At 49.9% G+C, this 20072-nt stretch carries 11 protein-coding genes, 9 tRNA genes and 4 rRNA genes; all 24 read left to right on the forward strand.

All coding sequences use genetic code 11. The features are described from left to right. Positions 1-29 precede the first annotated feature (29 nt). The 24 genes from HUG15_RS00845 to ispF all read left to right on the forward strand — a co-directional run bounded on the left by HUG15_RS00845 (position 30) and on the right by ispF (position 20014). On the forward strand, positions 30-167 hold the full coding sequence (locus HUG15_RS00845; RefSeq protein WP_200126393.1) for a hypothetical protein: 138 nt from the start codon (positions 30-32) through the stop codon (positions 165-167). A 92-nt stretch (positions 168-259) separates the two neighbouring features. After that, positions 260-1756 carry a lysine--tRNA ligase gene (gene lysS / locus HUG15_RS00850; RefSeq protein ID WP_200126395.1) on the forward strand — a complete coding sequence of 499 codons (1497 nt, stop codon included), beginning with the start codon at positions 260-262 and terminating at the stop codon, positions 1754-1756. A 369-nt stretch (positions 1757-2125) separates the two neighbouring features. Next, positions 2126-3682: ribosomal RNA gene (locus HUG15_RS00855) — 16S ribosomal RNA — on the forward strand. Between the two features lie 197 nt (positions 3683-3879). Further along, positions 3880-6815: ribosomal RNA gene (locus HUG15_RS00860) — 23S ribosomal RNA — on the forward strand. A 69-nt stretch (positions 6816-6884) separates the two neighbouring features. Continuing rightward, positions 6885-7001: ribosomal RNA gene (gene rrf / locus HUG15_RS00865) — 5S ribosomal RNA — on the forward strand. A gap of 9 nt (positions 7002-7010) precedes the next feature. Continuing rightward, positions 7011-7086: transfer RNA gene (locus HUG15_RS00870), tRNA-Val, on the forward strand. A gap of 4 nt (positions 7087-7090) precedes the next feature. Further along, positions 7091-7166, forward strand: a tRNA-Thr gene (locus HUG15_RS00875). Positions 7167-7182: 16 nt separating this feature from the next. Next, positions 7183-7258, forward strand: a tRNA-Lys gene (locus tag HUG15_RS00880). A 5-nt stretch (positions 7259-7263) separates the two neighbouring features. Continuing rightward, positions 7264-7338, forward strand: a tRNA-Gly gene (locus HUG15_RS00885). 3 nt (positions 7339-7341) lie between these two features. Then, a tRNA-Arg gene (locus tag HUG15_RS00890) sits at positions 7342-7418 on the forward strand. Positions 7419-7521: 103 nt separating this feature from the next. Continuing rightward, positions 7522-7598, forward strand: a tRNA-Pro gene (locus HUG15_RS00895). A gap of 13 nt (positions 7599-7611) precedes the next feature. After that, positions 7612-7687: transfer RNA gene (locus HUG15_RS00900), tRNA-Ala, on the forward strand. A 100-nt stretch (positions 7688-7787) separates the two neighbouring features. Continuing rightward, positions 7788-9344: ribosomal RNA gene (locus tag HUG15_RS00905) — 16S ribosomal RNA — on the forward strand. The 16S, 23S and 5S rRNA genes sit together here with 9 tRNA genes alongside, the layout of an rRNA operon. 104 nt (positions 9345-9448) lie before the next feature. Further along, positions 9449-9525: transfer RNA gene (locus HUG15_RS00910), tRNA-Ile, on the forward strand. Positions 9526-9573: 48 nt separating this feature from the next. Then, positions 9574-9649 (forward strand) — tRNA-Ala (locus tag HUG15_RS00915). Between the two features lie 529 nt (positions 9650-10178). Then, positions 10179-10649 (forward strand): CtsR family transcriptional regulator, encoded by a 471-nt coding sequence (locus HUG15_RS00920; protein WP_200126397.1) that lies wholly within the window; start codon positions 10179-10181, stop codon positions 10647-10649. Positions 10650-10669: 20 nt separating this feature from the next. Beyond that, a complete protein-coding gene (mcsA, locus tag HUG15_RS00925) occupies positions 10670-11212 on the forward strand; it encodes a protein-arginine kinase activator protein McsA (RefSeq protein ID WP_200126399.1) in 543 nt (180 codons plus the stop codon). Continuing rightward, entirely contained in the window at positions 11212-12300 is a 1089-nt protein-coding gene (gene mcsB / locus HUG15_RS00930) for a protein-arginine kinase McsB (protein WP_200126401.1), read from the forward strand. The genes mcsA and mcsB overlap by 1 nt, the downstream gene beginning before the upstream one ends. Then, on the forward strand, positions 12297-14753 hold the full coding sequence (locus tag HUG15_RS00935) for an ATP-dependent Clp protease ATP-binding subunit (RefSeq protein WP_211202317.1): 2457 nt from the start codon (positions 12297-12299) through the stop codon (positions 14751-14753). The genes mcsB and HUG15_RS00935 overlap by 4 nt, the downstream gene beginning before the upstream one ends. Before the next feature lie 90 nt (positions 14754-14843). Then, positions 14844-16229, forward strand: a complete 1386-nt coding sequence (gene radA, locus HUG15_RS00940) for a DNA repair protein RadA (protein ID WP_200126405.1) — start codon at positions 14844-14846, stop codon at positions 16227-16229. An 18-nt stretch (positions 16230-16247) separates the two neighbouring features. Next, entirely contained in the window at positions 16248-17321 is a 1074-nt protein-coding gene (gene disA / locus HUG15_RS00945; protein ID WP_200128792.1) for a DNA integrity scanning diadenylate cyclase DisA, read from the forward strand. A 151-nt stretch (positions 17322-17472) separates the two neighbouring features. Continuing rightward, positions 17473-18591 carry a PIN/TRAM domain-containing protein gene (locus tag HUG15_RS00950; protein ID WP_200128793.1) on the forward strand — a complete coding sequence of 373 codons (1119 nt, stop codon included), beginning with the start codon at positions 17473-17475 and terminating at the stop codon, positions 18589-18591. Between the two features lie 255 nt (positions 18592-18846). After that, positions 18847-19563, forward strand: a complete 717-nt coding sequence (gene ispD, locus HUG15_RS00955; protein WP_200126407.1) for a 2-C-methyl-D-erythritol 4-phosphate cytidylyltransferase — start codon at positions 18847-18849, stop codon at positions 19561-19563. Next, a complete protein-coding gene (ispF, locus tag HUG15_RS00960; protein ID WP_200126408.1) occupies positions 19535-20014 on the forward strand; it encodes a 2-C-methyl-D-erythritol 2,4-cyclodiphosphate synthase in 480 nt (159 codons plus the stop codon). Before ispD ends, ispF begins: the two co-directional genes overlap by 29 nt. The last annotated feature ends 58 nt before the right edge of the window (positions 20015-20072 follow it).

The raw sequence follows: 20072 nt of genomic DNA on the forward strand, positions 1-20072 counted from the left end.
AAATCAGAAGCCAGAGGTCAGATCATGATATGTGGAAGAAGCAAGCAGAGGACTTCAGTTTGGCTTCTGGCATCCGAAGCCTGGCTTCCGGAATTGCGGGTGCTTACGACCGGGCTGAAGCAATGGGGCTAACAGCGGAAAAACATAAGTGTGCTGCCAGTGCTTAGGCTGGCAGCTTTTTATGGGATCGGCGGGTAGCGCCCGTTGCCTCGGTCCATGTCAGTAACCGGCAATTTTATCAGAAAGGGGAGATAATCATATGGCAAAAGACAATCAGCAAAATGAGCAAATGCTTGTGCGCCTTGAAAAATTACAACAGTTGCAAGAACAAGGGTATAATCCGTTTGGCGTGCGTTTCGACCGGACCCATACAGCTGAAGCGATGCATGAAACCTATGATGAATACAGCAAAGAAGAGCTGGAAGAAAAAGAAGGGGGAGAGACGGTAGCTGTTGCCGGTCGCTTGATGACCAAGCGCGGAAAAGGAAAAGCCGGTTTTGCCCATATACAGGATCTCAGCGGCCAAATTCAATTGTATGTCCGAAAAGATGCCGTAGGCGAGGAGCAGTACGAGCGATTTCAGACATGTGATATCGGAGACATTGTTGCCGTTGAGGGGGTTGCTTTCAAAACGAAGGTCGGTGAATTATCCGTTAAGGCCCATGATTTTCATCTGCTGACAAAATCGTTACGACCACTTCCGGATAAACACCATGGGCTAAAGGATATCGAACATCGTTACCGACAACGTTACCTTGACCTTATCGTCAACCCTGATGTTCAGGAAACGTTCATCAAACGGGGGCAAATTTTACAATCGATGCGTCGTTATTTAGACGCGCAAGGTTTTCTTGAAGTAGAAACGCCGATGATGCACCAAATCCCCGGCGGAGCCTCTGCTCGTCCATTTGTCACGCATCATAATGCGTTGGACATTGACCTTTATATGCGAATCGCCATTGAGCTTCATTTGAAACGCCTCATTGTCGGCGGCCTTGAAAAAGTGTATGAAATCGGACGCGTATTTCGAAATGAAGGTGTCTCTACACGACATAACCCTGAATTTACGATGATCGAATTATACGAGGCGTATGCCGACTTCCGGGACATTATGACCTTAACGGAAAATTTAATCGCTTCTATCACAAAAGAAATCCATGGGGAGACGCGAGTGCAATATGGCGATGAAACGATTGATCTTTCTCCCTCATGGAGACGCGTTCACATGGTAGACCTGATAAGAGAAGAAACAGGTGTAAATTTTTGGGCAGACATAAGCGATGAGGAGGCTCATCAGCTTGCCAAAGACCATCGTGTTCAAGTGGATAATCATATGACATTCGGCCATATCGTGAATGAGTTCTTCGAGCAACTGGCGGAAGATAAGCTCGTGCAGCCTACATTTGTCTATGGGCACCCTGTTGCCATATCTCCGTTGGCACGCCAGAATGCAGAAGACTCCCGTTTTACGGATCGGTTCGAATTGTTTATCGTTGGCCGGGAACATGCGAATGCTTTTACGGAATTAAACGATCCTGTTGATCAACGGGCAAGATTTGAAGAACAGGTCAAAGCGCGAGAGCGCGGAGATGAAGAAGCGCAAATGATGGATGAAGATTTTTTGGAGGCATTAGAATACGGGATGCCGCCTACAGGCGGATTAGGCATTGGCATTGATCGCCTAGTCATGTTGCTTACAAATTCGTCGTCGATCCGCGATGTGCTCTTGTTCCCGCAAATGAAGTCAAAGGATTAAAATGGGCACGGACACTGCATTGGTATAATCGCTAATGCAGTGTGTATACCCCGTCATGTCCGTGCATGAAGAGGAGTTTGAACCCCGAGCTGATGCAAGTGTAAAATTTGTAGAAATTAATACTTGTCATAAATGTTATCAGGTGGTATATTTTTATTTGTCGTTGCCTCGCGCAACAAAGGGCAACAAAAATTGATTAAAAAAGTTGTTGACACGGCTTTTTGATAGTGGTAGCATTATAAGAGTCGCCGTAAGGAAACGCGACTTTATCATTTGCCCATTGAAAACTGAATGAAAGCCAAGCGAACGAAAGAAAGAAGCAAGGAGTCAGCGCTTTGCCCACCCCCGTGAGCGAAGCGGAACTTAACATTTATGGAGAGTTTGATCCTGGCTCAGGACGAACGCTGGCGGCGTGCCTAATACATGCAAGTCGAGCGGGCCACCGGAGGTGCTTGCACCTCCGGCTGGTCAGCGGCGGACGGGTGAGTAACACGTGGGCAACCTGCCTTTGAGTTTGGGATAACACCGGGAAACCGGTGCTAATACCAAATCGATCCTTACTCGCGCCTGCGAGCGAGGAGAAAGACGGTCAATGGCCGTCGCTCAAAGAGGGGCCCGCGGCGCATTAGCTGGTTGGTGGGGTAAGGGCCTACCAAGGCGACGATGCGTTGCCGACCTGAGAGGGTGATCGGCCACACTGGGACTGAGACACGGCCCAGACTCCTGCGGGAGGCAGCAGTAGGGAATCATCCGCAATGGGCGCAAGCCTGACGGTGCAACGCCGCGTGAGTGAGGAAGGTTTTCGGATCGTAAAGCTCTGTTGTGAGGGAAGAACAGCTTTTGGAGGAAATGCCAAGGGTTTGCCGGTACCTCACCAGAAAGCCACGGCTAACTACGTGCCAGCAGCCGCGGTAATACGTAGGTGGCAAGCGTTGTCCGGAATTATTGGGCGTAAAGGGCACGCAGGCGGTGAGGCAAGTCTGATGTGAAAGGCCGGCGCTTAACGCCGGAATGGCATTGGAAACTGCCTGACTTGAGTACAGAAGAGGAGAGTGGAATTCCACGTGTAGCGGTGAAATGCGTAGAGATGTGGAGGAACACCAGTGGCGAAGGCGACTCTCTGGTCTGTGACTGACGCTGAGGTGCGAAAGCGTGGGGAGCGAACAGGATTAGATACCCTGGTAGTCCACGCCGTAAACGATGAGTGCTAGGTGTTAGGGGTTTCGATACCCGTAGTGCCGAAGCAAACGCAATAAGCACTCCGCCTGGGGAGTACGACCGCAAGGTTGAAACTCAAAGGAATTGACGGGGGCCCGCACAAGCGGTGGAGCATGTGGTTTAATTCGAAGCAACGCGAAGAACCTTACCAGGCCTTGACATCCTCTGACCGCCTTGGAGACAAGGTATCCCTTTTGGGCAGAGAGACAGGTGGTGCATGGTTGTCGTCAGCTCGTGTCGTGAGATGTTGGGTTAAGTCCCGTAACGAGCGCAACCCTTGAATGTCGTTGCCAGCATTAAGTTGGGCACTCGACATTGACTGCCGGTGACAAACCGGAGGAAGGCGGGGATGACGTCAAATCATCATGCCCCTTATGGCCTGGGCGACACACGTGCTACAATGGACGGTACAACGGGCAGCGAAGCCGCGAGGTGGAGCCAATCCCCAAAAAAGCCGTTCTCAGTTCGGATTGCAGGCTGCAACCCGCCTGCATGAAGCTGGAATCGCTAGTAATCGCGGATCAGCATGCCGCGGTGAATACGTTCCCGGGCCTTGTACACACCGCCCGTCACACCACGAGAGCCGGCAACACCCGAAGTCGGTGAGCGAACCCTTATGGGACGCAGCCGCCGAAGGTGGGGCCGGTGATTGGGGTGAAGTCGTAACAAGGTATCCCTACCGGAAGGTGGGGATGGATCACCTCCTTTCTAAGGAGCACCACGGCCCCTCGGTGAAGGGGCCGGAGGCCAAGCGCTTAGGCTTTCATTCAGTTTTGAGCGGGCAACTGCTCAAGTGGGAAAGGCGTTCTTTGAAAACTGAATAACGCGATAAAGCTTGAAACGACACACACCGGGTGTCAAAAAAGAAACGAGCGTTTCTTGGAAGAAAGGCCCATGCCTTGTGTGGTTAAACAAGGAAGGGCGCACGGTGGATGCCTTGGCACTAGGCGCCGATGAAGGACGGGACGAACACCGAAATGCTTCGGGGAGCTGTAAGTATGCTTGGATCCGGAGATGTCCGAATGGGGGAACCCCTTCTCCGTCATGGGAGAAGATCATCTGCCCAAAGGATTAAGCAGATGAAGGCAGACCCGGCGAACTGAAACATCTTAGTAGCCGGAGGAAGAGAAAGCAAACGCGATTTCCTGAGTAGCGGCGAGCGAAACGGAAGCGAGCCCAAACCGGACGGCTAGCCCGTCCGGGGTTGTAGGACACGCCATACGGAGTAAGAAAGGGGCAGTGTAGCGGAAGCGACTTGGAACGGTCCGCCACAGAAGGTAAGCGCCCTGTACGCGAAACACAGCCCTCTCCGGCGTGGATCCTGAGTACGGCGGGTCACGAGCAACCCCGTCGGAAGCAGGGAGGCCCATCTCCCAAGGCTAAATACGACCTAGTGACCGATAGTGAACCAGTACCGTGAGGGAAAGGTGAAAAGCACCCCGGGAGGGGAGTGAAAGAGAACCTGAAACCGTGTGCCTACAGGTGGTCAGAGCCCATTCAAGGGTGATGGCGTGCCTTTTGTAGAATGAACCGGCGAGTGACGATGGCGTGCGAGGTTAAGTTGAAGAGACGGAGCCGCAGCGAAAGCGAGTCTGAAAGGGGCGTATGGAGTACGTCGTCGTCGACCCGAAACCGTGTGATCTACCCATGTCCAGGGTGAAGGTCGGGTAACACCGACTGGAGGCCCGAACCCACGTAAGTTGAAAATTACGGGGATGAGGGGTGGGTAGGGGTGAAATGCCAATCGAACACGGAGATAGCTGGTTCTCCCCGAAATAGCTTTAGGGCTAGCCTCGGATGAGAGAGTCCTGGAGGTAGAGCACGGATTGGATGAGGGGTCCCCACAGGATTACCGAGTTCAGTCAAACTCCGAATGCCAGCGACTTGTTCTCCGGGAGTCAGACGGCGAGTGCTAAGATCCGTCGTCAAGAGGGAAACAACCCAGACCACCGGCTAAGGTCCCCAAGTATGGATTAAGTGGGAAAGGATGTGGCGTTGCTTAGACAACCAGGATGTTGGCTTAGAAGCAGCCATCATTGAAAGAGTGCGTAATAGCTCACTGGTCGAGTGACGCTGCGCCGAAAATGTACCGGGGCTAAATCCATCACCGAAGCCGTGGCCCGGCGCTCAACACGTTGAGTGCCGGGGGTAGGGGAGCGTTCTGTGTGCGGGGAAGGTCGACCGAGAGGACGGCTGGAGCGCACAGAAGTGAGAATGCCGGTATGAGTAGCGAAAAGAAGGGTGAGAATCCCTTCCGTCGAAAACCTAAGGTTTCCTGAGGAAGGTTCGTCCGCTCAGGGTTAGTCGGGACCTAAGCCGAGGCCGAAAGGCGTAGGCGATGGATAACTGGTGGAAAGTCCAGTACCACCGATGGCTGTTGGACCGAAGGGGGGACGCAGAAAGGTAGGGCGAGCGTGCTGCTGGAGTAGCACGTCGAAGCGACCGAGGCTGTTGGGCAGGCAAATCCGCCCAACGCGAAGGCTGAGGCGTGAGCGCGAGGGAATTAAAGTACCGAAGTCCCTGATCCTCCGCTGCCGAGAAAAGCCTCTAGGAAGGCCATGGGTGCCCGTACCGCAAACCGACACAGGTAGGTGGGATGAGAATTCTAAGACGCGCGGGATAACTCTCGTTAAGGAACTCGGCAAAATGACCCCGTAACTTCGGGAGAAGGGGTGCTCTTGCGGGTGATGAGCCCGCGGGAGCCGCAGTGACAAGGCCCAAGCGACTGTTTACCAAAAACACAGGTCTCTGCGAAGTCGAAAGACGATGTATAGGGGCTGACACCTGCCCGGTGCTGGAAGGTTAAGAGGAGGCGTTAGCCGAGAGGCGAAGCGTCGAATTGAAGCCCCAGTAAACGGCGGCCGTAACTATAACGGTCCTAAGGTAGCGAAATTCCTTGTCGGGTAAGTTCCGACCCGCACGAAAGGTGCAACGACTTGGGCACTGTCTCAACGAGAGACCCGGTGAAATTATATGACCTGTGAAGATGCAGGTCCCCCGCGACTGGACGGAAAGACCCCATGGAGCTTTACTGTAGCTTGATATTGGGTTTTGATATGGCTTGTACAGGATAGGCAGGAGCCTAGGAAGCCGGAGCGCTAGCTTCGGCGGAGGCGCTGGTGGGATACTGCCCTTGCGATATGAAAATCCTAACCTCGAACCGTGAGCCGGTTCAGGGACAGTGTCTGGTAGGCAGTTTGACTGGGGCGGTCGCCTCCTAAATGGTAACGGAGGCGCCCCAAGGTTCCCTCAGAATGGTTGGAAATCATTCGCAGCGTGCAAAGGCAGAAGGGAGCTTGACTGCGAGACATACAGGTCGAGCAGGGACGAAAGTCGGGCTTAGTGATCCGGCGGCCCCGCATGGAAGGGCCGTCGCTCAACGGATAAAAGCTACCCTGGGGATAACAGGCTAATCTCCCCCAAGAGTCCACATCGACGGGGAGGTTTGGCACCTCGATGTCGGCTCATCGCATCCTGGGGCTGAAGTCGGTCCCAAGGGTTGGGCTGTTCGCCCATTAAAGCGGTACGCGAGCTGGGTTCAGAACGTCGTGAGACAGTTCGGTCCCTATCCGTCGCGGGCGCAGGAAATTTGAGAGGAGCTGTCCTTAGTACGAGAGGACCGGGATGGACACACCGCTGGTGTACCAGTTGTTCCGCCAGGAGCATAGCTGGGTAGCTACGTGTGGATCGGATAAGTGCTGAAAGCATCTAAGCACGAAGCCGACCTCAAGATGAGATTTCCCGCGAGACCCCTTAAAGACGATAAGGTAGATAGGTCTGGTGTGGACGCGTGGCGACACGTGGAGCTGACAGATACTAATCGGTCAAACGGTTTATCCACCCATGGGTCACCCGGAAGCCGTCGGTCAAGCTTAAGCGTTATTCAGTTTTGGGAGAATGGCTCCCACGGTCAGGTGACGATAGCGAAGAGGCCCCACCCGTTCCCATGCCGAACACGGACGTTAAGCTCTTCAGCGCCGATGGTAATCGGGCGGCAACGCCCCGTGAGCGTAGGACGTCGCCTGGCAAAGTTTGTGGAGGGTTAGCTCAGTTGGGAGAGCATCTGCCTTACAAGCAGGGGGTCGACGGTTCGAGCCCGTCACCCTCCACCATTATGCCGGTCTAGCTCAATTGGCAGAGCAACTGACTTGTAATCAGTAGGTTGGGGGTTCAAGTCCTCTGGCCGGCACCATTTTACATAACATAATGAGCCATTAGCTCAGCTGGCAGAGCATCTGACTTTTAATCAGAGGGTCGGAGGTTCGAATCCTCCATGGCTCACCATTTTAGCGGGAGTAGTTCAGCGGTAGAACACCACCTTGCCAAGGTGGGGGTCGCGAGTTCGAATCTCGTCTTCCGCTCCATAGGCGCCCGTAGCTCAATTGGATAGAGCGTCTGACTACGGATCAGAAGGTTAGGAGTTCGAGTCTTCTCGGGCGCGCCATTTATTGTAAACTGAAAGTGGGTAATTAGAAGTTGGATTAAAAGATTTGCTACAAAAAAATCAAGGGATCCAACCTCAAACCTCTAGCATCTAATTTTTAGAACGGGAAGTAGCTCAGCTTGGCAGAGCACTTGGTTTGGGACCAAGGGGTCGCAGGTTCAAATCCTGTCTTCCCGACCATGATATAAAATTTGGGGCCTTAGCTCAGCCGGGAGAGCGCCTGCTTTGCACGCAGGAGGTCAGCGGTTCGATCCCGCTAGGCTCCACCACTATTTGCCCATTGAAAACTGAATGAAAGCCAAGCGAACGAAAGAAAGAAGCAAGGAGTCAGCGCTTTGCCCACCCCCGTGAGCGAAGCGGAACTTAACATTTATGGAGAGTTTGATCCTGGCTCAGGACGAACGCTGGCGGCGTGCCTAATACATGCAAGTCGAGCGGGCCACCGGAGGTGCTTGCACCTCCGGCTGGTCAGCGGCGGACGGGTGAGTAACACGTGGGCAACCTGCCTTTGAGTTTGGGATAACACCGGGAAACCGGTGCTAATACCAAATCGATCCTTACTCGCGCCTGCGAGCGAGGAGAAAGACGGTCAATGGCCGTCGCTCAAAGAGGGGCCCGCGGCGCATTAGCTGGTTGGTGGGGTAAGGGCCTACCAAGGCGACGATGCGTTGCCGACCTGAGAGGGTGATCGGCCACACTGGGACTGAGACACGGCCCAGACTCCTGCGGGAGGCAGCAGTAGGGAATCATCCGCAATGGGCGCAAGCCTGACGGTGCAACGCCGCGTGAGTGAGGAAGGTTTTCGGATCGTAAAGCTCTGTTGTGAGGGAAGAACAGCTTTTGGAGGAAATGCCAAGGGTTTGCCGGTACCTCACCAGAAAGCCACGGCTAACTACGTGCCAGCAGCCGCGGTAATACGTAGGTGGCAAGCGTTGTCCGGAATTATTGGGCGTAAAGGGCACGCAGGCGGTGAGGCAAGTCTGATGTGAAAGGCCGGCGCTTAACGCCGGAATGGCATTGGAAACTGCCTGACTTGAGTACAGAAGAGGAGAGTGGAATTCCACGTGTAGCGGTGAAATGCGTAGAGATGTGGAGGAACACCAGTGGCGAAGGCGACTCTCTGGTCTGTGACTGACGCTGAGGTGCGAAAGCGTGGGGAGCGAACAGGATTAGATACCCTGGTAGTCCACGCCGTAAACGATGAGTGCTAGGTGTTAGGGGTTTCGATACCCGTAGTGCCGAAGCAAACGCAATAAGCACTCCGCCTGGGGAGTACGACCGCAAGGTTGAAACTCAAAGGAATTGACGGGGGCCCGCACAAGCGGTGGAGCATGTGGTTTAATTCGAAGCAACGCGAAGAACCTTACCAGGCCTTGACATCCTCTGACCGCCTTGGAGACAAGGTATCCCTTTTGGGCAGAGAGACAGGTGGTGCATGGTTGTCGTCAGCTCGTGTCGTGAGATGTTGGGTTAAGTCCCGTAACGAGCGCAACCCTTGAATGTCGTTGCCAGCATTAAGTTGGGCACTCGACATTGACTGCCGGTGACAAACCGGAGGAAGGCGGGGATGACGTCAAATCATCATGCCCCTTATGGCCTGGGCGACACACGTGCTACAATGGACGGTACAACGGGCAGCGAAGCCGCGAGGTGGAGCCAATCCCCAAAAAAGCCGTTCTCAGTTCGGATTGCAGGCTGCAACCCGCCTGCATGAAGCTGGAATCGCTAGTAATCGCGGATCAGCATGCCGCGGTGAATACGTTCCCGGGCCTTGTACACACCGCCCGTCACACCACGAGAGCCGGCAACACCCGAAGTCGGTGAGCGAACCCTTATGGGACGCAGCCGCCGAAGGTGGGGCCGGTGATTGGGGTGAAGTCGTAACAAGGTATCCCTACCGGAAGGTGGGGATGGATCACCTCCTTTCTAAGGAGCACCACGGCCCCTCGGTGAAGGGGCCGGAGGCCAAGCGCTTAGGCTTTCATTCAGTTTTGAGCGGGCAACTGCTGTTCCTACATATTTTAACAGATGGGCCTGTAGCTCAGTTGGTGAGAGCGCACGCCTGATAAGCGTGAGGTCGGTGGTTCGAGTCCACTCAGGCCCACCATCTTTTAGAAATTAGAAGTGGGAAGTTGGATCTGATATCTAAAATAATGGGGCCTTAGCTCAGCCGGGAGAGCGCCTGCTTTGCACGCAGGAGGTCAGCGGTTCGATCCCGCTAGGCTCCACCATAATCATTAATGAACACAGACGGCATTGCGGTCTTTTTTTTTATGGAATTAATAAAGGTAAGTATTTCTTGGAAACTAATGTAAAACCGCTAAATTATGCGGTTGCCTGGGTTTGTGGAAAAAGCCCTGCAAAATCAGCGTCGGTTTCGTTCATGCACGGGCTATGGACCCTGAAAGAGCCGTATTCCCCCGGTTTCGGTCGTCATGCCCGGGTCATGGAGTCCGAAGTGGTGAATCTCTCCGTGTTCAGTCACCATGAACGTTATGGACCCCGATAGCAGCTTAGTCTTTTTTATTTTCTCCTCTCCACCCTCTTTCCCTTTCACTCCTCTCAATACCGCGAATCCTTTTTTGTTTTCCGACTCAAATTTTAGTCTTATGGCATGAATCTTTTTATTTCAGGCTATCCTGTTACCGTGGATGGCGCCTTTTTAATCGGCAATGATAGTGAGGCAAGTGCTGACTTGAAAATGCAATGAATTTGTATTATATTAAAGTCAAAGATAGTCAAGGTCAGGGGGTGGGTATGATGGGGAATAACATTTCTGATGTCATTGAAAAGTATATAAAATCAATTTTAACCGAAGAAGAGCAGAATTTAATTGAAATAAAAAGAAGTGAACTTGCCAAGCACTTTGAATGCGTGCCTTCGCAAATTAACTATGTGATTCGCACTAGATTTACAGTTGAGAAGGGCTATGTTGTTGAAAGCAAACGTGGAGGCGGCGGTTATATTCGGATTACAAAAGTGCGGCATGCGGATCATCAGGAATTATGTGATCAATTAATTGATCACATTGGGAAGGCCATTGATCAAGGGACAGGGAAAAGCGTTGTTCTTCGATTATTGGAAGAGGGGGCCATTAGCAAGCGAGAAGGGAACATGATGCTTGCAGCGATCGAACGAGAGGTTATCTCTCTTCCGGTTCCTGCTCACCGCGATATGATCCGGGCAAATGTTTTGAAAGCAATGCTTTCGAGTTTAAAGTATAAGATTTAACTTAGAGGGGAAGTGGGTTCGTGCAGTGCCAGGAATGTAATCAACGGCAGGCAACCCTGCATTTCACGAAGATTGTTAATGCGGAAAAAACAGAGATGCATTTATGTGAAGTGTGTGCCAAAGAAAAGGGCGATGAGTTCCCGGGCTCAAATAGTTATTCCATTCATGACCTCCTGTCGGGTTTGTTGAATGTAGATCCAAGCACGGGGAGCGGTGCAGGTTATTCCCAGAAAGTGCAAAACGAATACGCTTTGCAATGTCCGAAGTGCAGGATGCATTACAAAGATTTTATAAACAATAGCCGCTTCGGTTGTTCTTATTGCTATCAAGCGTTTAGTGCCAAGCTTGACCCGATTCTTAAACGTGTGCATGGAGGAAATCATACACACACCGGAAAAATTCCGAAACGTCAAGGTGGCCGACTAAAGTTGCAAAGGGAAATATCCTCATTAAAAACGAAAATGCAAGAGCACATTGATCGTGAAGAATTTGAGTATGCCGCCGAGGTTCGCGATAAAATTCGGGAGTTGCAAGAAGCCAAGGAGAAGGAGGAGGGGCAGTAATGTCTCTGGAGCAATTTATCTCTAATGCCATTAGTCCGTGGATGAAAAATCCCGGCCCTGACGATGACATTGTCATGAGCACACGCATTCGGTTAGCCAGAAACCTTGAAGATTTCCCCTTCCCTTCTTCCACATCCCAAGATGCGGCGAGGGCACTTTATAAACATGTCTATGAGCGATTGTCCCAAACAAGCAAAGAAATGGTCGGGAAATTGATATGGTTGCCGATGGATGGGCTTTCAACAATTGAAAAAACCGTTCTTGTCGAAAAGCATTTAACGAGTCCGCAATTTGCAAAAGAATCTAAGCAAGGCGCTGTTGTATTGAATAACGATGAAACGATCAGTATGATGGTAAATGAGGAAGATCATTTAAGAATCCAATGTTTATCTCCCGGCTTTCAGTTATCCGAAGGCTATAAATCTGCAGATAAGCTTGATGATTGGATTGAATCCCATGTCACCTATGCGTTTGATGAAAAAAAAGGGTATTTAACGAGTTGTCCCACAAATGTGGGTACAGGTATGCGGGCTTCGGTTATGATGCACTTGCCAGCGCTTGTCACTACGCAACAATTAAATCGAATTTTGCCTGCCGTTAGTCAGTTGGGACTTGTTGTTAGAGGAATTTACGGAGAAGGCAGCGAAGCTAGAGGGAACCTGTTCCAAATTTCTAACCAGATGACGTTAGGCAAATCAGAAGAGGATATTATCGAGGAATTACGCGGCGTTGTGCTCCAACTGATCGAAAGGGAGCGAAACACCCGGCGGGAGTTGCTTAAGCATAATCAATTACAGCTTGCTGACCAGGTTCATCGCTCCTATGGTATTTTGGCAAACAGTCGCATCATAGAATCGAAGGAAGCCGGTAATCACCTGTCCACGCTTCGGTTAGGGATCGATTTGGATTTAATCCGTGGCATAGAGGGTAATATCCTTAATGAGTTGATGGTTTTAATTCAGCCTGCGTTTCTGCAACAGTTTGCAGAACAGGAATTAACAGCCGATGGCCGCGATGAGCGACGGGCAACGTTAATTCGCGAAAGGTTAAAGCTTGAAAATATACAAGACGGAGGTGGCGAAACATGATGTTTGGCCGTTTTACAGAGAGAGCACAAAAGGTACTCGCGCTCGCCCAGGAAGAAGCTGTGCGGCTTGGCCATACAAATATAGGAACCGAGCATATCCTGTTGGGCCTGCTGCGTGAAGGTGACGGTATTGCCGCTAAAGCCTTGCAAGCCTTGAACTTGGGGTCCGACCAAGTTCAACAAGAAGTCGAGAATCTTATAGGCCAAGAAGCAAACGGAACAATGAAAAAACAAACACCCCATTACACACCCCGTGCAAAAAAAGTGATTGAATTGTCCATGGATGAAGCTCGAAAATTGGGCCACTCATATGTGGGCACCGAGCATATTCTCCTCGGCCTCATTCGTGAAGGCGAAGGCGTGGCAGCACGTGTATTGAACAACTTGGGCGTAAGTTTGAACAAAGCTCGCCAACAAGTGCTGCAATTGCTTGGAAGCAATGAATCCTCCGGCAACAATGGCCAACAGGGAGGAAGTGCGGCAGGAGGCACTGTTAACACGCCCACCCTTGATAGTCTGGCCCGAGATCTTACGGCAGTTGCAAAAGAAGAGAACCTTGATCCGGTCATTGGCAGGGAGAAAGAAATTCAACGCGTGATTCAAATCCTTTCGAGGCGGACAAAAAATAACCCGGTGTTAATCGGAGAGCCCGGTGTCGGTAAAACATCCGTAGCCGAAGGATTGGCACAATCGATTATTGCCAATGAAGTTCCGGAAACTCTGCGAAGCAAACGAGTAATGACCTTGGATATGGGGACTGTCGTTGCCGGCACGAAATATCGCGGGGAATTTGAAGATCGATTGAAAAAAGTGATGGAGGAAATTCGCCAAGCCGGAAACGTTATATTATTCATCGATGAGTTGCATACATTAATCGGTGCCGGTGGCGCTGAAGGGGCCATTGATGCTTCCAACATTTTAAAACCGTCATTGGCACGTGGAGATTTGCAATGCATTGGTGCAACGACCCTTGATGAGTACCGTCGCTATATCGAGAAGGATGCGGCTCTTGAGCGCCGTTTCCAGCCTATTCACGTTGATGAACCTACATTGGAAGAATCCACGCAAATCTTGACCGGCTTGCGTGACCGCTATGAGGCTCACCATCGGGTAACGATTACAGATGAAGCGATCGAAGAAGCGGTAAGAATGTCCAATCGCTATATCTCCGACCGATTCCTCCCCGATAAAGCGATTGATCTGATTGATGAGGCGGCTTCCAAGGTGAGGCTTCGTTCTTATACCGCTCCGTCGGATTTGAAAGAAAGAGAACAAAAGTTAGAAGAAACACGCAAGGAAAAAGATGCGGCTGTTCAAAGCCAAGAATTTGAAAAAGCTGCCTCCCTTCGTGACAGTGAACAACGCCTTCGCGAGGAATTGGACGAACGCAAGAACGAATGGAAAGAAAGGCAAGGCCAAGAAAATACAGAGGTGGCCATGAATGATATAGCCGAGGTCGTAGCCAGTTGGACAGGAATTCCCGTTACGAAATTGGCTGAAGAAGAAACCGAACGCCTCTTGCGAATGGAAGATATCTTGCACGACAGGGTTGTCGGGCAAGATGAAGCCGTTGATGCGGTTTCCAAAGCGGTGCGCCGTGCCCGCGCAGGTCTGAAAGATCCTAACCGCCCCATTGGGTCCTTTATTTTCTTGGGACCGACCGGTGTTGGGAAAACCGAATTGGCCCGTGCCGTTGCGGAAACGCTCTTTGGGGATGAAGACGCGGTTCTCAGGATTGACATGTCCGAGTATATGGAAAAATACACGACAAGCAGGCTAGTAGGCTCGCCGCCGGGATATGTTGGTTATGATGAGGGCGGCCAACTTACGGAAAAAGTCCGCCAGCGCCCCTATTCCGTAATTTTATTGGATGAAATTGAAAAAGCACATCCGGATGTCTTTAATATCTTGCTTCAAGTATTGGAAGACGGTCACCTTACGGATTCCAAAGGTCGAAAAGTGGACTTTAGAAATACAGCCATTATTATGACCTCCAACGTAGGAGCCGCGTCGTTGAGTAACAAATTCGTCGGATTTACGACTAATACGACAGATCAAAAGCACACGGATATGAAAACGAAAGTCATCGACGAATTAAAGAAAACGTTCCGCCCCGAATTTCTAAACCGAATTGATGAAACGATTGTGTTCCATAGCCTTGAAAAGAAACACATTAGGCAAATCGTTGGATTAATGGCCAATGAACTGAAAAAACGGCTTAATGAACAAGAAGTCAACTTTGAACTTACCGATGAAGCAATGGAAAAAATTGCCGATGAAGGATTTGATCCCGATTACGGAGCACGTCCGCTTCGCCGTGCTTTGCAGAAGCAAGTGGAAGACCGTTTATCCGAAGAGTTGTTAAAAGGCAACATTGAAAAAGGACAAACGGCGGTTATTGCTTATAAAGACGGTGCGTTTGAAGTTCAGTTAAAGTCTAAAGTAACATCGTAAGTATGAAGCCGGGTTTTTTTCCCGGCTTTTCTTTTCACGGAAACGGTTTAGCCAGGCACTGGTTCCATACGATAGAGAAGGGGGAGAATGATGGCGAAAACAAAGACCAAGTTTGTTTGTCAGGAATGTACGTATGAATCCCGGAAGTGGATGGGCCGTTGCCCTTCATGCCAGAATTGGAACACGTTAGTAGAGGAGATAGAACAGGATGAGCCGAAACGCCCGGGCAGCACGGTGCGTTCCGTTGGCAGTAATCGCCCACAAAAAATTAGCCAGATAAATACCCAAGACGAACCGCGAATGACAACGAAATTATCAGAATTAAATCGTGTTTTAGGAGGGGGGATTGTCCCCGGTTCCCTCGTTCTTGTCGGAGGCGACCCCGGGATCGGCAAGTCCACGCTGCTTTTGCAACTTTCCACGCTTTTGGCTGAAGACGGAAGGAAAGTGTTATATATATCCGGAGAGGAATCGGTGAAACAAACGAAAATGCGTGCGGATCGTTTGAAAGCCAAAGCGGATACCTTGTACGTGCTTACCGAAACGGATACTTCATTGATTGATCAGGCAGTGGATATGGTGCAACCGGATGTGTTGGTCATTGATTCCGTCCAAACGATGCAAACGCCGGATATTTCCTCTGCCCCCGGAAGTGTTGCACAAGTGAGGGAATCAACATCTGTTTTTATGAGCATGGCAAAATCCCGGGGCATTTCGGTGTTCGTTGTCGGTCACGTGACGAAACAAGGGTCGATTGCAGGACCGAAAATGTTGGAACATATGGTGGATGCGGTTTTATATTTTGAGGGGGAACGGCATCATACATTTCGAATTTTACGGGCAGTGAAAAATCGCTTTGGTTCCACAAATGAAATCGGCATATTTGATATGAATGAAGAAGGTTTGCGGGAAGTGTTGAACCCGTCGGAAATTTTCTTGGAAGAGCGTTCGGAAGGGGTTGCGGGTGCAACTGTTGTGGCCTCCCTTGAAGGAACCCGTCCCGTGTTGGTAGAGTTGCAAGCCCTTGTTGCTCCGACCAGCTATGCTAATCCCCGACGTACGGCAACCGGAGTTGACCATAATCGTGTTTCCTTGCTGATGGCGGTATTGGAAAGGCGAGTAGGCATGTTGCTTCAAAATCAAGATGCTTATATTAATGTTGCGGGTGGCGTAAAATTGGATGAACCGGCTGTAGATTTGGCACTGGCGACGAGTATCGCTTCGAGTTTTCGCAATCAAGCGACACGACCGACGGATGTTGCGATCGGTGAAGTAGGCTTAACGGGGGAAATACGCAGAGTTTCCCGTATTCAGGAGAGGGTGAAGGAAAGCGCGAAACTAGGGTTTGAACGATGTATCATTCCCGAAAAAAATATGGGTGGCTGGAAAGCGCCCGACCAAATGACATGTGTAGGTGTTGGCTCCTTGGAAGAGGCATTGGATGTGATGCTTGATCAACGAGTAAAAACTTGGTAATAGGAAGTGAAACAAACGATGAGTGACCGTGACCGTGATCATTTTATCAATCATGTATTCCCGTTCCTTGCACCCGGAACCCCTTTCAGGGAAGGGGTGGATAATGTATTGCGCGCGAGGACGGGAGGGCTGATTATTGTTGGATTTAGCGAGAATGTTGAAAAAATTGTGGACGGTGGTTTTGAAATTGAAGCAGCGTATTCCCCTGCCCAACTCTATGAATTGGCAAAAATGGATGGCGCCATTATCCTCAGCAAAAATGTTGATACCATTCTTTATGCAAATGTTCAACTTGTACCGGATAGCAAAATACATTCAAATGAAACCGGCATGCGCCACCGTACGGCAGAACGTGTGGCCAAATCTACCGGGGAGCTTGTGATTGCCATCTCTGAACGCCGCCATGTTATTACTTTGTATCAAGGCGATCATCGTTATGCGCTCAAGGATATGGGTGTCATTTTGACAAAAGCGAATCAAGCCATTCAAACATTGGAAAAATATAAAGCGGTATTGGATCAGAGCATTACGAATCTCGGAGCCCTTGAATTTGAAAGGCTCGTCACCTATCAGGATGTTTCGCAAGTTCTCCATCGCGTGGAGATGGTCTTGCGAGTGAAGCGAGAACTGATTACTTATGTGCACGAACTGGGAAACGAAGGCCGACTCATCACGATGCAACTCAATGAGATTTTAACGAACGTGGAACGGGAAGCGTTTTTACTTTTGAAAGACTATGTCAATCATAAAGAAACAGATGCCTCCGAAGCATTTCGTGAATTACAAATTTTATCGGAGAAAAAGCCGTTAAACGATGAGATGATCCTACGATTGCTCGGGTATACAGGACGGCTTGAAAATCAGGAAAGGATATTATCTTCACGGGGATACCGGTTGTTGCATCGCATTCCGAGGCTTCCCTCCATGATTATCGATAACATTGTCGAGTATTTCAGCACTTTGGACGCGATTAGCAATGCGAATTTAACCGATTTTGGAAAAGTGGAAGGAATTGGGGAAACAAGAGCGAAATTAGTAAGGGAGGGGCTAGAACGCGTGCAAGAGCAAATGTTTATTGATCGTCATATTTAATCTTTTTGTGATGAAAGTGTAAGGCGTAAACTGATAGTATAGGGGTACATTCCCCGGAAGGGAGTGATGTTTTTTCAAGGAAAGTAAATTTGAGATTCAAAGGTTAGACGGAAAGCTTTTTGGCAATAATGAAAAGAGGGAGGTGAATGATATTCTAAAACGAATGGTGCAAGTGTTTTTTGTCGTTATTGGTGGGGCCCTCGGTTTTATATTTATGTCCGAAATTATTTCATCATTGAACATGCAACTGCCTGCCTGGTTGATGAATGAGTATGTAGGTGGCAGCGTTGGTGCACTGTTATTCTTTATTTTATCTATGTGGGTGGCTGATCCGATTGTTCGCGCGTTAAGTGTTGTCGAGGAGGCGATTATAAAGGCGCCGATTACAAATGTGTTATTTGGCACCATAGGATTAATGTTCGGGTTGATCGTTGCCTTTTTGATTGGGCTTCCGTTGGGAGAAATTCAAATTCCGGTAATCAGCCAGGTTGTGCCGATATTTATGACGATTATTTTAGGTTACTATGGTTTCCGCATTGGCTCTCAAAAGCGGGATGAAATTGTTGCCCTTGCCGGCGGTTTAGGCAAGAGCGGCAATAAGGACCGTAAAAAAGGGGATAGCCGGGCCGCTCTTAATGAAAATGAAAGCGAGCAACCGTCGGTTCCCATAAAAATTTTTGATACCAGTGTGATCATCGATGGACGCATTTCCGATGTTTGTCGGACACGTTTTCTGGAAGGGACGATTGTCATTCCCAAATTTGTGCTTGATGAACTGCAACATATTGCAGATTCCTCCGATGCTTTGAAGCGGAATCGGGGCAGAAGGGGCCTTGATATTCTTAATCAAATCCAGAAGGAAAGCTCTGTCGAAGTGAAAATCGAGGATATCGATTTCGAAGATGTAGATGCTGTTGACAGTAAACTCGTTAAATTGGCGCAAAAAACGAATGGCGTTGTCGTAACGAATGATTTCAATTTGAATAAAGTGTGTGATCTGCAGGGCGTCGGTGTATTAAATATTAACGATCTTGCCAACGCGGTCAAACCGGTTGTTTTACCCGGGGAAGAAATGTCCGTGCAAGTGATTAAAGATGGCAAAGAAGAAGGCCAGGGCGTCGGATATCTTGATGATGGCACGATGATCGTCATCGAAGATGGCCGTTCCTATATCGGTCGTCAATTGGACGTCATTGTGACGAGCGTGTTGCAGACGAGCGCCGGCAGGATGATTTTTGCAAAACCAAAATTACTTGAAAAAGCGCTTTAATTCTCATTGTTTCAAGCCCTGATCATTATAAAGTTAGTGGTCAGGGCTTCTCTTATATGCCGGTTGCTTTTCAGCCCCTTTCAATTGTATCATAAAGTGAATCTTCCATCAGAGGGGCTTTTCCTCTGATGGTTAGTTGAACGAATCGGGGTGTTAGTCGCCCGTTAACTCCCGCTTGCGAGTTTGAAGCGGGAGTTTTACGGGCGCTTACCACCGGGATGAAGGTTGTTATTACAAGGGGGGCGGGAAAAAAGGATGGCATATACGGTAATTGTACCGGCAGCCGGTCAAGGGAAGCGTATGAATGCAGGGGCCAACAAGCAATTTTTAAACATTCAAGCAGTTCCGCTTATCGTTCGTACGCTGCAAATATTTGAAAATGACGAAGCTTGCCAGGCAATGATTGTTGTTGCTAACAAAGATGAAATTATAGAGATGAAACGGTTATTCACGGATTATGGATTAAGCAAAGTGACAGCACTCGTTCCCGGCGGTCAGGAGCGTCAAGAGAGTGTGTATGCCGGCCTGTCGGAGATCAAACAGACGGAAGGGGTCGTTTTGGTTCATGACGGTGCCCGTCCGTTCGTCCGTCCGGAAGAGATTCGAAGACTTGTGGCCGAAGTTGGGGAAACACAAGGAGCTGTATTGGCGACGAAGGTGAAGGATACCATAAAGAAAGGCTCTCGCGAGCAAATTGTGACAGAAACATTGGCGCGCGATGAGCTGTGGGCCGTTCAAACCCCACAGGCATTTTCTTATAAGCTGTTAAAAAAAGCACATGATGTCGCGAAAAAGAAAGCTTTTACAGGGACGGACGATGCCGGCCTCGTTGAACATATAGGGGGCAGGGTGCGACTCATCCCCGGAAATGAAGAAAACATAAAATTAACGACGCCGTATGATATCGGCATCGCCGAAATGATACTCGAAAAAAGAAAGGAAGATGAGGATGAGAATCGGGCAAGGTTTTGACGTGCATGCCTTTGCGAAAGACCTGCCGTTGATCATTGGCGGTGTGTCTATTCCGTATGACTACGGGTTAGAAGGGCATTCCGATGCTGATGTTTTGTTGCATGCCATTGCCGATGCTTGCCTGGGCGCTATCGGCGAAGGGGATATCGGCCGCCATTTTCCGGACACGGACCCTGCCCATGCCGGCGCGGATTCGGCCGATTTATTGAAAGAAGTGTTTGAGTTGGCGGAGCATAAAGGGTATACGCTCGGCAACTTGGATGCAACGATTATCGCCCAGAAGCCGAAAATGGCTCCTTACATAGCACCTATGCGCGAAAGAATCGCCGAGCTGTTCCGTTCGGAGCTCTCCCAAGTGAATGTGAAGGCGACAACTTCCGAAAAGCTTGGGTTTACCGGCCGTGAAGAAGGCATTGCGGCAATGGCGGTTATTTTACTGGAAAGCAAATAATATCGTTTATTTTGGATGTATGGTACAATCTTTGCAAGAGAAATCAGGACGTAAGGGA

It is taken from the genome of Salicibibacter cibarius, assembly GCF_016495725.1.
GTDB classification, from domain to species: domain Bacteria; phylum Bacillota; class Bacilli; order Bacillales; family Marinococcaceae; genus Salicibibacter; species Salicibibacter cibarius.